This is a genomic window from Paenibacillus antarcticus, assembly GCF_001637225.1.
Lineage (GTDB): Bacteria > Bacillota > Bacilli > Paenibacillales > Paenibacillaceae > Paenibacillus_AQ > Paenibacillus_AQ antarcticus.
This window is the reverse complement of record NZ_LVJI01000023.1, coordinates 1-14,047: the sequence shown is the minus strand read 5'-3', so window position 1 is coordinate 14,047 and position 14,047 is coordinate 1. Positions and strand designations below refer to the sequence as shown.

General features: G+C 40.5%; 20 protein-coding genes and 1 pseudogene. 19 read left to right on the top strand and 2 right to left on the bottom strand.

Features of this window, described 5'->3' with window-relative positions; all coding sequences use genetic code 11:
* The 16 genes from PBAT_RS15935 to PBAT_RS15860 all read left to right on the top strand — a co-directional run bounded on the left by PBAT_RS15935 (position 1) and on the right by PBAT_RS15860 (position 10,160).
* The gene (locus tag PBAT_RS15935) at positions 1-645 is read left to right on the top strand and encodes an adenylate kinase (RefSeq protein ID WP_068650934.1); all 645 of its coding nucleotides are present in this window, start codon (positions 1-3) and stop codon (positions 643-645) included.
* Positions 646-650: 5 nt separating this feature from the next.
* Positions 651-911, top strand: coding sequence for a M24 family metallopeptidase (locus PBAT_RS15930; protein ID WP_068650933.1), 261 nt, complete (start codon positions 651-653; stop codon positions 909-911).
* Between the two features lie 10 nt (positions 912-921).
* The gene (locus tag PBAT_RS15925) at positions 922-1,230 is read left to right on the top strand and encodes a KOW domain-containing RNA-binding protein (RefSeq protein ID WP_068650932.1); all 309 of its coding nucleotides are present in this window, start codon (positions 922-924) and stop codon (positions 1,228-1,230) included.
* 4 nt (positions 1,231-1,234) lie between these two features.
* Complete coding sequence (gene infA, locus PBAT_RS15920; protein WP_068537283.1) at positions 1,235-1,450, top strand: translation initiation factor IF-1; 216 nt, start codon at positions 1,235-1,237, stop codon at positions 1,448-1,450.
* Positions 1,451-1,636: 186 nt separating this feature from the next.
* Positions 1,637-1,750 carry a 50S ribosomal protein L36 gene (gene rpmJ, locus PBAT_RS15915; RefSeq protein ID WP_026688601.1) on the top strand — a complete coding sequence of 38 codons (114 nt, stop codon included), beginning with the start codon at positions 1,637-1,639 and terminating at the stop codon, positions 1,748-1,750.
* Positions 1,751-1,770: 20 nt separating this feature from the next.
* Entirely contained in the window at positions 1,771-2,139 is a 369-nt protein-coding gene (gene rpsM / locus PBAT_RS15910; protein WP_068591185.1) for a 30S ribosomal protein S13, read from the top strand.
* 19 nt (positions 2,140-2,158) lie between these two features.
* The gene (gene rpsK, locus PBAT_RS15905; RefSeq protein WP_068537278.1) at positions 2,159-2,554 is read left to right on the top strand and encodes a 30S ribosomal protein S11; all 396 of its coding nucleotides are present in this window, start codon (positions 2,159-2,161) and stop codon (positions 2,552-2,554) included.
* 129 nt (positions 2,555-2,683) lie between these two features.
* Positions 2,684-3,628 (top strand): DNA-directed RNA polymerase subunit alpha, encoded by a 945-nt coding sequence (locus tag PBAT_RS15900; protein ID WP_068537275.1) that lies wholly within the window; start codon positions 2,684-2,686, stop codon positions 3,626-3,628.
* Positions 3,629-3,660: 32 nt separating this feature from the next.
* Entirely contained in the window at positions 3,661-4,026 is a 366-nt protein-coding gene (rplQ, locus tag PBAT_RS15895; protein WP_068591189.1) for a 50S ribosomal protein L17, read from the top strand.
* A gap of 231 nt (positions 4,027-4,257) precedes the next feature.
* Positions 4,258-5,046 carry a tRNA pseudouridine(38-40) synthase TruA gene (gene truA / locus PBAT_RS15890; protein ID WP_068650931.1) on the top strand — a complete coding sequence of 263 codons (789 nt, stop codon included), beginning with the start codon at positions 4,258-4,260 and terminating at the stop codon, positions 5,044-5,046.
* Between the two features lie 186 nt (positions 5,047-5,232).
* The gene (gene rplM / locus PBAT_RS15885) at positions 5,233-5,670 is read left to right on the top strand and encodes a 50S ribosomal protein L13 (RefSeq protein WP_068537268.1); all 438 of its coding nucleotides are present in this window, start codon (positions 5,233-5,235) and stop codon (positions 5,668-5,670) included.
* A gap of 20 nt (positions 5,671-5,690) precedes the next feature.
* Positions 5,691-6,083, top strand: coding sequence for a 30S ribosomal protein S9 (gene rpsI, locus PBAT_RS15880; protein WP_068591195.1), 393 nt, complete (start codon positions 5,691-5,693; stop codon positions 6,081-6,083).
* Between the two features lie 186 nt (positions 6,084-6,269).
* Complete coding sequence (locus tag PBAT_RS15875) at positions 6,270-6,962, top strand: phosphoadenylyl-sulfate reductase (RefSeq protein ID WP_068650930.1); 693 nt, start codon at positions 6,270-6,272, stop codon at positions 6,960-6,962.
* A 34-nt stretch (positions 6,963-6,996) separates the two neighbouring features.
* A complete protein-coding gene (sat, locus tag PBAT_RS15870; RefSeq protein WP_068650929.1) occupies positions 6,997-8,166 on the top strand; it encodes a sulfate adenylyltransferase in 1,170 nt (389 codons plus the stop codon).
* Between the two features lie 68 nt (positions 8,167-8,234).
* Positions 8,235-8,999: an N-acetylmuramoyl-L-alanine amidase CwlD gene (cwlD, locus tag PBAT_RS15865; protein WP_068650928.1), complete on the top strand. Its 765-nt coding sequence runs from the start codon at positions 8,235-8,237 to the stop codon at positions 8,997-8,999.
* 57 nt (positions 9,000-9,056) lie between these two features.
* On the top strand, positions 9,057-10,160 hold the full coding sequence (locus tag PBAT_RS15860) for an Mrp/NBP35 family ATP-binding protein (protein ID WP_068650927.1): 1,104 nt from the start codon (positions 9,057-9,059) through the stop codon (positions 10,158-10,160).
* 69 nt (positions 10,161-10,229) lie between these two features.
* On the opposite strand, the gene gerD is transcribed toward PBAT_RS15860, so the two are convergent.
* Positions 10,230-10,886 (bottom strand): spore germination lipoprotein GerD, encoded by a 657-nt coding sequence (gerD, locus tag PBAT_RS15855; protein WP_068650926.1) that lies wholly within the window; start codon positions 10,884-10,886, stop codon positions 10,230-10,232.
* A 126-nt stretch (positions 10,887-11,012) separates the two neighbouring features.
* On the opposite strand from gerD, the gene PBAT_RS15850 reads away from it, so the two are divergent.
* Positions 11,013-11,603, top strand: a complete 591-nt coding sequence (locus PBAT_RS15850) for a KinB-signaling pathway activation protein (protein ID WP_068650925.1) — start codon at positions 11,013-11,015, stop codon at positions 11,601-11,603.
* 80 nt (positions 11,604-11,683) lie between these two features.
* On the opposite strand, the gene pdaB is transcribed toward PBAT_RS15850, so the two are convergent.
* A complete protein-coding gene (gene pdaB / locus PBAT_RS15845; RefSeq protein WP_068650924.1) occupies positions 11,684-12,493 on the bottom strand; it encodes a polysaccharide deacetylase family sporulation protein PdaB in 810 nt (269 codons plus the stop codon).
* A 75-nt stretch (positions 12,494-12,568) separates the two neighbouring features.
* On the opposite strand from pdaB, the pseudogene PBAT_RS15840 reads away from it, so the two are divergent.
* Positions 12,569-13,245, top strand: a pseudogene (locus PBAT_RS15840) (stage II sporulation protein M).
* Between the two features lie 129 nt (positions 13,246-13,374).
* On the top strand, positions 13,375-13,605 hold the full coding sequence (locus tag PBAT_RS15835) for a hypothetical protein (protein WP_068591214.1): 231 nt from the start codon (positions 13,375-13,377) through the stop codon (positions 13,603-13,605).
* Positions 13,606-14,047: the final 442 nt, after the last annotated feature.

Genomic DNA, 14,047 nt, shown 5'->3' with positions numbered 1-14,047 from the left:
GTGAACATTCTTTTCATGGGACCTCCTGGGGCAGGTAAAGGAACACAAGCTGCGGCCATTGTTAACGAATTTGGTATTCCTCACATATCTACTGGCGATGCATTTCGTCTGGCGATTAAACAGGAAACACCGATAGGAGTTAAGGCTAAAGAATATATGGATCAGGGCTTACTTGTACCGGATGATGTAACCATTGGTATTGTGGGTGAACGTCTACAGCAGTCCGATTGCGAAAATGGTTTTTTATTGGATGGATTTCCAAGAACCCTTTCGCAAGCGGAAGCGCTTGAAGGAATATTATCCAATTTGAATACTCAATTGAATTATGTTGTTAATCTGAAGGTTGATCGCGACAAATTAATGGCGCGCTTAACTGGACGTCGGATTTGTAAAGACTGTGGATCTACGTATCATGTGATCTTTAACCCGTCTAAACAGGAAGGTGTTTGTGATATAGACGGAGGGGAACTATACCAACGCTCTGATGATAACGAAGAGAGTGTAGGTAAAAGACTTGACGAATATATCAACAAAACAGCACCTCTCCTAGATTTTTATCAGGAAAAAGGTTTATTGCGTCAGATCGATGGTGAAAAGGAAATTGATACGGTTACAACTGAAATCGTATCAATATTGCGAGGTTAGGTGTAATGATCATAGTTAAGTCCAAAACGAAACGTGGGCTTATGAGCGAAGCAGGGCATGCTCTGACTACAAGTCAACTTGCTGAACCGTACATTCGCAGTCAAGCTTTAGTGCCATCTGATAAGGACTACAATGGTTTCCTTACTAGCATTTGCACTTCGGTCTTAGTCCCTGGATCCTCCGGTATACGCAAGTTAAACGAAGACCACATTGTTATGTTAGACATCAGAGCGGAGTACAGTGGACTCACAAAACTAAAGTGGTAGGTGATTGTTTATGAATAAGCAATCCATACCGACTATTGGTCAAATTGTGAAGATACTGAGAGGCAAGGATGCCGGACAGTTAGCTGTAGTCCTCACCCAAGCCGATAACAAGTTCGTCTATATTGCGGATGGGGATAAACGTAAGTTTGATCAAGCGAAGAAGAAAAATCTTCTTCATTTGGAAACCCAGTCGTATATTAGCAGTGAGGTTGTAAACAGTTTAATGGAAAACGGTCGGGTCACAAACGGAAAGCTGCGTCATGCAGTTATGATGTCTAGACAATCAACCGAATCACATGCGCAAGAGAAAGGAGACTAACATTGTGGCTAAAGAAGATGTAATTGAAGTAGAAGGTACGGTCCTTGAATTGCTCCCAAATGCAACGTTTAAGGTTGAACTTGAGAACGGTCATCAAATACTTGGTCATGTTTCAGGGAAGCTACGGATGCACTTTATTCGTATTCTGACAGGAGACAAAGTGGTCGTACAGTTATCACCTTATGATCTAACAAAAGGTCGTATAACTTACCGCAAATAATACAACGTACACATTAAGATGTTAGCTGTAACCTGTTTTGCCCGGCAAAATAGAGCTGATTCTTACGATGAAAGTTTCTTGAATTAGAACTTTCAAAATGCTTTCGATGTCAGTTTTGCAATGCAAAACTTGGTATATGCTTTCGAAGTCAGTTTTGCTTCGCAAAACTTTGAGGAGGTAATTAACATGAAGGTAAGACCTTCTGTAAAACCCATGTGCGAAAAATGCAAAGTCATTCGTCGTAAAGGGACAGTAATGGTGATTTGTGAAAATCCGAAACATAAACAAAAACAAGGTTAAAGAAGGGGGTGTAGCGTAAAATGGCTCGTATAGCTGGAGTGGATTTACCACGTGATAAGCGCGTTGAGATCGCCTTGACTTACATTTTCGGAATCGGTAGAACGACTTCCCAGAAAATTTTACAAGAAACAGGCATCAGTTCAGAAACTCGCGTTAGAGATCTAACTGAAGATGAAGTCAGCAAATTGCGTGAAACGATCGACAAAACGGTTAAAGTTGAAGGTGACCTACGTCGTGAAATTTCCTTGAATATTAAACGTCTAGTTGAAATTGGTTGCTATCGTGGTGTGCGTCATCGCCGTGGGTTGCCGGTTCGTGGACAACGTACTAAGACGAATGCACGTACACGCAAAGGCCCTCGTCGTACGGTAGCGAACAAGAAGAAATAATAAGGGGGGATAAAAGACAATGGCAAAACCAAAAAAAGTCGTGCGTACTAAACGCCGCGATCGCAAAAATATTGAATCTGGCGTGGCACATATTCGTTCCACGTTCAACAATACGATTGTAACGATCACTGATCCACACGGTAATGCAATCTCATGGGCTAGTTCAGGCGGACTAGGATTCAGAGGTTCACGTAAGTCCACTCCATTTGCTGCACAAATGGCCGCTGAAACAGCAGCTAAAGCAGCTATGGAACATGGAATGAAATCAGTTGAAGTTATGGTTAAAGGTCCTGGAGCTGGTCGTGAAGCTGCGATTCGTTCTTTGCAAGCTGCTGGTCTGGAAGTCAACCTAATTAAGGATGTAACTCCAGTTCCGCATAACGGGTGCCGCCCACCAAAACGTCGTCGTGTCTAATTAAGTCAACCAGAACAATGTGGTATAAAACCCGCGCGTTTTGCTAACAATGGTTGTTTAGGTATACCACAGGATACTCTAGACAAGATGACTGTTATATAGGAGCGACGTTTGAAGGAGGGTACATGCGTGATTGAAATCGAAAAGCCGAAAATTGAGACCATTGACGTCAATGAAAATGGTACTTATGGTAAATTCGTAGTAGAACCACTAGAACGCGGATATGGTCAGACCTTGGGGAATTCACTTCGCCGAATCTTACTATCTTCGCTGCCTGGTGCAGCTGTTACATCTGTTCAGATTGACGGTGTTCTTCATGAATTCACAACAGTACCAGGAGTAATGGAAGACGTAACGGAGATTATTCTAAACTTGAAAGCTCTATCCCTTAAAATTCATTCTGACGAAGAGAAAGTGTTCGAGATTGATGCTGAAGGCGAAGGAGTTATTACAGCAGCGGATATCCGTGCGGACAGTGATGTTGAAATTCTAAATCCTGATCTTCACATTGCGACATTGGGTCCTGGATCCAGACTACACATGCGTATTTTTGCAAGTCGTGGACGTGGTTATGTTCAAGCAGATCGGAACAAACGTGATGACCAACCGATCGGCGTCATTCCGGTTGATTCCATCTACACTCCAATCTCACGCGTCAATTATGGCGTTGAGAACACACGTGTTGGTCAAGTGACTAACTACGACAAGCTTACAATGGAAATCTGGACTGACGGAAGCGTTAGACCAGAAGAAGCTGTTAGTCTTGGAGCTAAAATTTTGACCGAGCATGTGAATCTATTCGTTGGTTTGACTGACGAAGCTAAAGATGCTGAAATTATGGTCGAAAAAGAAGAAGATAAAAAAGAAAAAGTGCTTGAGATGACGATCGAAGAGCTCGATCTATCAGTCCGTTCTTACAACTGCCTCAAGCGTGCTGGTATCAATACAGTACAAGAACTTACAACTAAGACCGAAGAAGATATGATGAAGGTTCGTAACTTGGGCCGCAAATCTTTGGAGGAAGTACAAGAAAAGCTCGAGGAACTCGGTTTGGGACTTCGGACTGAAGAATAGCTTCTAAGATTGTTAGTGAAGGAGGGAAAAACATGGCATACCAAAAGTTGGGCCGCGATGCTAGCGCACGTAAAGCATTATTTCGTGACTTGGTAACGGACCTATTCTTATATGAACGCATCCAAACAACGGAAGCGAAAGCTAAAGAAGTTCGTTCGATCGCTGAAAAGTTGATTACGAAAGCGAAAAAGGGAGACCTTCACGCACGTCGTCAAGTAGCAGCATTCGTACGTCGTGAAACATTGGATGGCGAGCAAGATGCTATTCAAAAATTGTTTACCGATTTGGCACCTCGTTACTCAGAGCGTCCAGGTGGATACACTCGTATTCTTAAACTAGGACCTCGTCGTGGCGATGCTGCGCCAATGGTTTACTTAGAATTAGTAGACCGCGCGTAAATATCGAAATGTTGAAAGGGTAAGCAGTAATCGTTGATTCTGTATTAACCCTTTTTTCACTTCATTTCGGAATAGAGGAAGCTCCGAAAGGAGCTTCTTTTTTAAATGATAAGAAAGTGTAAGTTCCAGAACCTTTGCTTATCAATCAAATAGCAATGGGGTGCCGTCTTAAAGTTAACGGTGATCGGATCTATTTGATGATTGAGCTATGCTAAATGAGGTGATGTTACTTTGCGCAACTTATGTATGAAAGTCAGTTACGAGGGGACGAATTATAACGGCTTTCAGACACAAACGGATGGCAGAACGGTTCAGGATCACCTTGAGAAGGCTATTAAGATGCTTACAGGTGATGAGGTGAAGATTATAGCTTCAGGGCGGACAGATGCAGGTGTTCATGCCTACGGTCAGGTATTCAATTTCCATTCTCTATCTGCAATTCCCGTAGAACGGTGGGCAATGGCCCTGAACACAAGGCTACCAGGGGATATCGTAGTTAGAGAGGCAATAGAAGTACCGGAACTCTTTCACTCTCGTCGATCAGCCAAACGTAAAACATACCGTTACACAGTAAATGCAAATCAATTTATTGATGTGTTTGCGCGACACACCCAATTTCATCATCATGGGAGATTGGATATCAGTGCAATGCAGAGTGCTATAAAGTACTTCATAGGAACACATGACTTCACATCATTTGCTTCCCGTAATTCTACGAAGACATGTCATGTTCGCACATTGTTTGACGCTTATATCGAAGTGGATGATTCAATGTGTAGGTCAGCTTCCAGAGATCAAGGCGTTATTCATACGTATGTAACAGGAAGTGGCTTTTTACAGCACATGGTTCGTATTATGATGGGAACATTACTGGAAGTTGGAGAAGGGAAGAAGTCTCCTGATGACATACCAGTCATTTTGGCGGCTTTAGATCGGACACAAGCCGGTCCAACTGCGGAAGGAAAGGGCCTTACGCTTTGGGATGTGGATTACAGTGTTCATATGAAAAAAACTTTATAAATCTCTTGCGATTTGCTTGTGAATACTGTAGAATAAAAATTGTGTTTTCTTAATGGCTTTCCCACAGCCCCAAATAAGATGATCACAATTATGCATTAAATTAATTGATAACATTTACTAACTACTATGAACGAAGATAAATGAAATATGTTTGATTTTCGGACGATAACAAGGAGGAACTATTTTATGCGTACCACCTATATGGCTAAGCCAAATGAAGTAGAGCGCAACTGGCACATCATCGATGCTGATGGTAAAACGCTAGGTCGTTTGGCAACTGAGGTTGCTGCTCTTATTCGCGGCAAACACAAGCCACAATTTACTACACATGTTGACTCTGGCGATTTTGTAGTCGTAATCAACGCTGAGAAGATCCATTTGACAGGAAGAAAGTTGACTGACAAGAAATACTACCGTCACTCACAGCACACTGGTGGTTTGAAAGTAACTACAGCTCAAGAGATGCTGAAGACTTTCCCTGAACGTGTTATTGAAGCAGCTGTAAAAGGCATGATTCCTAAAACTCGTATGGGTGATAAGATGAAGTTGAGACTTAAAGTTTACGCAGGTACAGAACATCCACACGCAGCACAAAATCCAGAAGTTTACGAACTTCGCGGCTAATTTAAAAGGAGGACAGTTTCATGGCACAAGTACAATACTATGGGACAGGTCGTCGTAAACATTCGGTAGCACGTGTTCGTCTTATACCGGGTGAAGGACGCATTGTCATTAATAAACGCGACATTAATGAATATTTCGGTCTAGAAACACTTAAGTTGATTGTTAAGCAACCTCTTAACTTAACAGAAACACTTGGCAAATACGATGTTCTCGTAATTGCTCATGGTGGAGGAACATCAGGTCAAGCTGGAGCAATTCGTCACGGTATTTCCCGTGCATTGCTTAAAGTAGATCCTGAAATGCGCGGTTCTCTTAAGAAAGCAGGATTCTTAACTCGTGATCCTCGTATGAAAGAACGTAAGAAATACGGACTTAAAGCAGCACGTCGTGCTCCTCAGTTCTCCAAACGTTAATATTATTTCAAGAAGACCCATTCTTTCGAATGGGTCTTTTTTTGTTTTTTTTTATTACAATCATATAGAATAGGCGAATACATATTGACACAATCAACTGGTAAAATTTATAATAAGATATAATTCATATGAAATTAGTTGGAATTTATCTTTATTAATTTTTAATGCATTGGGGGAGACAAATTTATGAATTTGTTAGAGAAAGAGCAACTCATCAAAGAAAAGTCAGAAGAGTTTGAGGATGCTTTACCTGAAGATGTTATAAGATGGGCTATTGATACCTTTCCGAACATTACATTTGCATGCAGTTTTGGGGCAGAAGACGTTGTACTTGTTGATATGATTCAAAAAATAAGTCCATCAACCGATATTTTCTATTTGGATACGGATTTTCATTTTAAAGAAACGTATGAGACACGAGATCAAATGGCTAACAAGTATGGATTGGAATTTGTTCGTGTATCTCCCAAGCTAACACCTGAAGAGCAGGCATTAGAACATGGAGAAGCTTTATGGACTGTGGATGCTAATAAGTGTTGTAACATACGGAAGGTTGAACCACTTACTCGTATCCTGTCTCAGTATGATGCATGGATAACGGGTATTCGACGTGATCAGGCACCAACACGTGCGAATACTAAGAAAATGGAATATGACGCTAAATTTGGACTGGTTAAATTTAATCCTATTGCTTCTTGGACATCGGAAGATGTATGGGATTACATTCGGAAGAATGATGTACTCTATAATCCTCTTCATGATCAGAATTACCCTAGCATAGGTTGTGAATATTGTACCCGTCAAGTTATGCCTGGGGAAGACCCTCGTGCAGGTCGTTGGGCTGGTAATGATAAGACAGAATGCGGTCTTCATAAGTAATTTTTAAATAAATTATATACAAGGAGCGAAATGAATGACTTCAATATTACCACATGGCGGCAAATTAATTCAGAGGATTGTACAAGGTGAGGAAAGAGAAGCATTGTTACAAACTGCTCTTGGACTCCAACAAATCACGATTAGTACATGGACTATTTCAGACTTAGATCTCATCGCTGTAGGTGCCTTTTCACCACTTAGTGGTTTTATGAATGAAGATGATTATCGATCCGTTATTTCCAATATAAGACTTGCGAATGGTACTGTTTGGTCTATTCCTATTACACTGGCTGTAGACGCTCCTATCGCGGCGCAACTATCTCTTGGAGAACAAGTAGCACTTGTAGGGGAAACGGATGGAATTGTGTACGGTACGCTTAATGTGGGGAGTATTTATAATGTAGATCAAGCAGAAGAAGCGCTAAATGTATTTAGAACCAATGATCCTGAGCATCCAGGAGTCAAAAAGTTGATGGAACGTTCTAACACCTATGTAGGTGGTTCAATCCAAGTGTTAAATAGACCTGAACCTGCTAAATTTAAAGAGTTCTATTATGACCCTGCGGAGACACGTCGTTTGTTCGCAGAGAAAGCTTGGAAGACAGTTGTTGGATTCCAAACTAGAAATCCTGTTCATCGCGCTCATGAATATATTCAGAAGAGTGCAATGGAGATCGTAGATGCTTTATTTTTAAATCCACTAGTAGGTGAGACGAAATCAGATGATGTACCTGCTGATGTACGGATGAAGAGTTATTTAACACTTTTGAAAAATTATTATCCTGAGGATCGTGCTTTTCTTGGCGTATTCCCAGCTGCAATGAGATATGCAGGACCGCGTGAAGCGATTTTTCACGCGATTGTTAGGAAGAACTATGGATGTACTCACTTCATCGTAGGACGAGATCATGCAGGAGTTGGAGATTACTATGGTACGTATGAAGCGCAGGAAATATTCAAGAATTTCACGGCAGAAGAATTAGATATTACACCTTTATTTTTTGAACATAGCTTCTTCTGTACGAAATGTGGAAATATGGCTTCTAGTAAAACATGTCCACATGGAAGTGAGGATCATATGACCCTGTCAGGTACGAAAGTTCGTGGACTGCTACGTGAGGGACTTTGTCCACCTCCGGAATTCACGCGCCCTGAAGTTGCCAAGGTTCTTATTGAAGGAATGGCTGAACAAGTTACTTTATAATGTACTATTTGTCCACCTCCACCCATATAGATGTTTAAGAGTCTATAGGACAGGAGGTGGCCTTTTTTATGTCCAAGCCTAAGTCAGGCGTAATAACGATATGGATCCGGCTTAGAACAATCAAAAAGCTACTATTGGGCGTTTGTTTACTGATTGTTTTTGTAGGTATAGTTACATACGAAGTTCCTACCGAAAGAACGACGAAATACTGGAGTTTACCTTTGGCCGGAAAAGTGATTGTCCTTGATGCTGGTCATGGGGGCGTAGATGGGGGAGCTGTAAGTCGTCAGGGTGTGATTGAGAAGGATATTAACCTTGCCATTACACTTTATCTACGTGATTACCTACAAGAGGCTGGAGCTCTGGTTAAGATGACGCGTGAAGGAGACTATGATCTGGCATTGCCAGATACTAAGGGATATTCGAAGCGTAAAACGGAGGATTTGAAACAACGTGTGAAGAAAATAGAAGATCAACAGCCATATTTATTTCTTAGTGTTCACATGAATAGCATTCCTTCAAATCGCTGGCGAGGAGCTCAAGTATTCTATTATCCAAATCATCCCGACAATGCTAATTTGGCTACTTTAATGCAAGAAGAAATGAGACGTAATTTGGAGAATACGGATCGGATTGCCAAAACAGTCAACACCGTGTATTTGCTTCGTGCGCTCAAGGTTCCAGCTGCACTTGTGGAAGTAGGATTTCTATCGCATGATGAAGAAGCGATGTTATTAAGAGATGTGGAATACCAACGGAAAGTTGCAGCATCCATTTACAAGGGGATTTTGCGATATTCTTCAGGAGAGAAGTCCAAGGTGTCGTCAGAATGAGATGGGTAAGATATAATAGATAAATATGACATTATACGAAGTAGAGGTGCTACCATCATGATATCAAGAGAGCAAGTACAGGAAATTCTACAGTCGATGGATGAACCAACAAGCGGTAAAAGCTTGATCGATCTGCAGCTTATCCGAGATATTGTAATAAGGGATAATCGGATATCGCTTTCTGCCATATTTCTTGACAACAGTGAAGCGTATCATGCTGACCTCGAACAAGAGATCCGTCATCGTTTAGAGAAGTTGGGCCCAGACGAAATTCATATTAGGCTGCGTGAAGCTACAGATTATGATCGTAAGCTAGCTTTTGGAGAACAACTGTCAGAGGAAGATGAAGCCGTCTTGAAAAAAGGCCATGCAGCTGGATTAGAGGATCATGCTTTAATTCAAGAAGATTCGGGTGTGCACTTCATTGCTATAGCTAGTGGTAAGGGAGGCGTTGGTAAATCAACCGTAACCGTTAACTTAGCTGTCGCATTAGCACGTCAAGGTAAACGTGTGGGTCTGATTGATGCTGATATATACGGTTTTAGTATTCCAGATATGATGGGATTAGAAGAAGGACCTATTATTGAAGACGAGCTGATTTTACCTGTAGAGCGTTTTGGAGTTAAGGTAATGTCTATGGGTTTCTTTATTCGTGAGAATAGTCCGGTGATTTGGCGTGGGCCTATGTTAGGGAAGATGTTACGACAATTTCTTGGTGATGTAGGTTGGGGAGAACTAGATTACTTACTCCTTGACTTACCTCCTGGAACGGGTGATGTTGCTCTTGATGTCCATCAAATGTTGCCTCAGTGCAAAGAGATTATTGTGACCACACCGCATGCGACAGCAGCTTTTGTAGCCGCTAGAGCAGGTGCTATGGCTATTCAAACGAATCATGAAATATTGGGTGTAGTTGAGAATATGTCATATTATGAGTGCGCAAGTTGTGGAGATCGCGATTATGTGTTTGGTAGAGGTGGGGGAGGACGATTGGCAGAAACACTTCATACGGAGCTAATAGCGCAATTACCTCTGGGAGTTCCTAATAATCACATATCAGAACCAGATTTTTCACCTTCAATCTATAAGTTTGATACAACAAGTGGAAAAATTTACGATGAGATTGCGACGACTGTAATTGCTAAATGTGAAAAGGACTGACTCAGGAGTCAATCCAATTCAAGCTACTAGTGGGCTCCCTTAACAAGGAGCTCTTTATTATTTGGTTATTCACCCGCCGCCTTCTGATTCCTTCCCTCCACCTTCGCTACTCTCACTGTCGCCACTATCTTTCTTTTCCTTTTCATCTTTTGGTTTTAGTTCACTTTGGACCACAGATTTGAGTAATCCCAGAACTTCCATTTTGAAGAGTGGGTTTTGCATTGCTTCGGTCATAATTGTCATCGTCTGTTTACGGAAATCTGATGATTTAGTAAGATCTAGAAACATTTTGGTTACCTCAGGGGACTTCATGATGTCAGTGACGGACTTTTGATACGTTGGATCTTTAATTAATTGTTGATGTAGTTCTTTACTTTGTGAGCTAATGGCCTTGGCGAAATCACCAGCGAACTTGGGGTCAGTCATAATCTTTTCGAGCTTCTTGTCATATTCAGGAGCTGTAATGGTATCTTTTACGGCGGTTCGGATCTCTTCGGAAGAGGCTGATGACAACATTTTCATTCCCATTGCCCCAGATTCTCCTCCGTTCATAGCCTCCTCGACGGCTTTTTTTCCTTCATCACTTTTTAGGATATCCACCACCATAGATTTCATTTCTTTATATCCCATTTGGGAAGATGAGCTGCTTTGTTCGGATCCGCAAGCTGTAAGAGTAGTAACAAGAACGCAGACCAGTCCTATGATACGTATATTGGCTATTTTCACCCTAGTTCGTCCTCCTTTACATAGATGCTGTCTGTAGTATGTGAAGGTAATTTCATAAATATGTTGGTGGGTAATGGTTTTTTATTGAGAACGTTGGTAAAATAAGTTGTTATGGGGGTGAATTTTTTGACTTTAAGAAAATGGTTTAAGTTATTTTGGGAAACATTATTAGTGGGTGCTGTGGCTTCCATAATTACAGGCATCGGATTGCAGATCGTAAGTGGGGGGATTTCCTTTAATGGATTCTCTGATTATGTTGCTTTCTTCGTAATTTTGTTCGGTTATGGAATGCTTGCCAGTGTTTATTCTCAATTGGGTTTCTTTGCTTATCTGATTCTGAATTATATGGGGAATGGCGTATTCTCTAAAAGAGGTTGGCAATACATACAGATGGTATTAACCGTCTTAGCTTTGCTTGAATTATTGTTCTTCCGTACGTTTGTTGGTGGGGAGAGTGGGAAGTGGTCTGATCTTGTACTAGCCGGAGTTATTTTAATCGTGTCGGTTTTAGTAGCTTACTTTAAAGCACGTATGACGAACGCATCAGCTTGGATTCCAACGTTATTTTTCTTGATTGCGGTTACCATTATAGAAATTGTAGGTGGACTCAAAATCAATGTAGACAATGCAACAGCACTTATTGTTATTCCCTTATTAGCATGTAACGCTTTTCAAATTTTAATTCTTCATCGTATTGTAGTAAACAAAAAGAGCTAAGTTACTTAGCTCTTTTTGTTTAAAAAAGACATACTAAACCCTTCAAGTAAGATAGGTCGTCATTATTATTATTGTCTTGACTAAAGTCCGCTCACATCGTTCTCGATCGACCCTTGAATGAGTGCTTGATCACGTACATCAGTTCCTTTAGTATCTGTTTGGTTGATTAATTCAGACACCGTTACGAATTCATATCCTTGATTTCTAAGCTGATCAATAATAAGGGGAAGTGCTTCATGTGTTTGTTTCGATGAATCACTTGCATGTAACAATACGATGTCGCCAGGGTGTGCTTTGCTAACCACACGTTCAACGATATTTTGTGCTCCGATATTCTTCCAGTCTAAGGAATCAGTATCCCACTGGATCACTTTATAATTCATACTTTCAGCAATACGCAATACTCTTTTGTCAAAATCACCGTTCGGTAATCGGAGTAAGTTTGGAGCTTTACCTGTCATATCGCTTAATACAGAATTAGCTGTGGAAATTTGTTTGCGAATTTCTTCATCACTAAGTGTTGTGTAATTCACATGTTTATGACCATGACTACCAATTTCAAACCCACTATCTTTGATATCCTTTACAATGTCTGGATGGCTCTTACTCCATGGCGAAGAGAGAAAGAATGTAGACTTCTGTACTTTTTTCTCATTTAGAATTTTAATGATAGGTCCAGGACGGGTATCACCCCAACTAATATCGAAAGTCAAGGCAATCACTTTCTTGTTTGTAGGGACACTGTAGATGGCTGAAGGAGCCCCTTCAGAGAATACAGTAATTTGATCACGTTCAATGTACACAACGCCAAATGCAAATACCACCGCAGCTGTAACTAGCAAATATCGTTTGATTTTCTTCCAGCTCAACACATAAAAAAATGAATTCATTGGATAAACGCCCCTCTCATGCACGAATGCTTGTTTACTTCAAATTGTATGCTCGTACTTTGTGGTTATTACTGAATGAGTAAGTGTGTGATGAAGTTTTGTACAAAAAATTATGCCAAGACTTTTAGGAGGTTACTCATGTTTAAATTCTCAAGTTTTATAAGAGATATTTCATTAATCAAAAAGACCATGCTAGTATCGACATTGATATTTATCATAGGAATAGTAGTGGGGTGGCTTAGCACGGAGACAATAGCACAGTTTGTAAATCAACAGATTGAGGGGATTCGTCAAATCAGTCAAAATCTAAGTGAGTCGGAACGTCCACAGTGGAGCTTTTTTGTATTTATATTTTTAAATAATAGTATAAAAGCGGTATTAATCATTTTCCTTGGTATTTTTTAGGCATACTTCCGATTATCTTTCTGATGATCAATGGTATGGTTCTTGGTTATTTGGTACATCATCTGTCTGCGCAAGGTGAGAATATGTTCGATGTTATTGTCAAGGGTTTATTGCCGCACGGAATTATTGAGATACCAGCTATTATTATTGCTTGTGCTTTTGGACTTCGATTAGGAACCTTAGTGTGGATGAGCATAGGGCAATGGAATCGTGAGAAGCGGGCTAATCTCGGAGAAGTATGGAGCGATTTCTTTAAAAGAGTGGGCCCTATCTCACTTTGGATCGTGATATTACTATTCATTGCGGCCATTATCGAAAGTACATTAACGTTTTGGCTGATGCAGTGAGAATAATTTTTACTGTTATGCTCATATTTTTTCCCAAATATGAGCATAACAGTAAAACAGCTATACGGATTGTCGTGGAGGAACCCAGCCAGTTATCCGTTAGTTACATAATCGAGGAGGCAATAATATATGCTGGGTATGCTATTTAATGATAGAGAGTGCAAGGAATTGGATTATGTACTTCGTAAAGAGCTTGACGAAATGTTAATGGATCTAGGAGATAAACGACTAGATCAAGAAATAAAACAATCTATTGCTAAAAGATACAAAGTCGTATTTCGTATGTATGCTCGTTTTGCGCCCCCAAAGGAACTCTCCAAATATGCTCGTAACAACCGATTTCCCCAATTCAAACATTAAATTTACAAAAAAGTGTTGACGAACCTGATTCAAATATGATAAATTAATTCTCGCTTCCTTTGTGACTTAGAAGTTGCGAGATCAACCAATGCAAATTGAATTGAAAATCGCTTAAAAAAACTTCTTGCATAATTGATGAACAGTATGATATGATATAGAAGTTGTCGCCGAGAACATCTGGTGTCAACGAAAGAGAAAAATTGGTCTTTGAAAACTGAACAACGAGTGAGTAGATTTTGCGATAAGTGAAATCAAAACAAATGAGAAATCATTTGATAGAGAATGTAAATTCTCGCCAGTTTGTTTCAAAATGAGCATTTCGCTCTTTCTAAATACCAATTTGGAGAGTTTGATCCTGGCTCAGGACGAACGCTGGCGGCATGCCTAATACCGCCCAGCCCGGCCGCAGAGTCATGCACGCTTGCAACCACAAAACATAAGC

Excerpts from the sequence above, each read along its gene's own strand:
- PBAT_RS15875 (WP_068650930.1), top strand. The coding sequence starts at position 6,270 with ATGAATTTGTTAGAGAAAGAGCAACTCATCAAAGAAAAGTCAGAAGAG.
- rpsI (WP_068591195.1), top strand. The coding sequence starts at position 5,691 with ATGGCACAAGTACAATACTATGGGACAGGTCGTCGTAAACATTCGGTA.
- PBAT_RS15925 (WP_068650932.1), top strand. The coding sequence starts at position 922 with ATGAATAAGCAATCCATACCGACTATTGGTCAAATTGTGAAGATACTG.
- PBAT_RS15860 (WP_068650927.1), top strand. The coding sequence starts at position 9,057 with ATGATATCAAGAGAGCAAGTACAGGAAATTCTACAGTCGATGGATGAA.
- rpsK (WP_068537278.1), top strand. The coding sequence starts at position 2,159 with ATGGCAAAACCAAAAAAAGTCGTGCGTACTAAACGCCGCGATCGCAAA.
- rplM (WP_068537268.1), top strand. The coding sequence starts at position 5,233 with ATGCGTACCACCTATATGGCTAAGCCAAATGAAGTAGAGCGCAACTGG.
- PBAT_RS15835 (WP_068591214.1), top strand. The coding sequence starts at position 13,375 with ATGCTGGGTATGCTATTTAATGATAGAGAGTGCAAGGAATTGGATTAT.
- rpmJ (WP_026688601.1), top strand. The coding sequence starts at position 1,637 with ATGAAGGTAAGACCTTCTGTAAAACCCATGTGCGAAAAATGCAAAGTC.
- cwlD (WP_068650928.1), top strand. The coding sequence starts at position 8,235 with ATGTCCAAGCCTAAGTCAGGCGTAATAACGATATGGATCCGGCTTAGA.
- rplQ (WP_068591189.1), top strand. The coding sequence starts at position 3,661 with ATGGCATACCAAAAGTTGGGCCGCGATGCTAGCGCACGTAAAGCATTA.
- pdaB (WP_068650924.1), bottom strand. The coding sequence starts at position 12,493 with ATGAATTCATTTTTTTATGTGTTGAGCTGGAAGAAAATCAAACGATAT.
- sat (WP_068650929.1), top strand. The coding sequence starts at position 6,997 with ATGACTTCAATATTACCACATGGCGGCAAATTAATTCAGAGGATTGTA.
- PBAT_RS15930 (WP_068650933.1), top strand. The coding sequence starts at position 651 with ATGATCATAGTTAAGTCCAAAACGAAACGTGGGCTTATGAGCGAAGCA.
- rpsM (WP_068591185.1), top strand. The coding sequence starts at position 1,771 with ATGGCTCGTATAGCTGGAGTGGATTTACCACGTGATAAGCGCGTTGAG.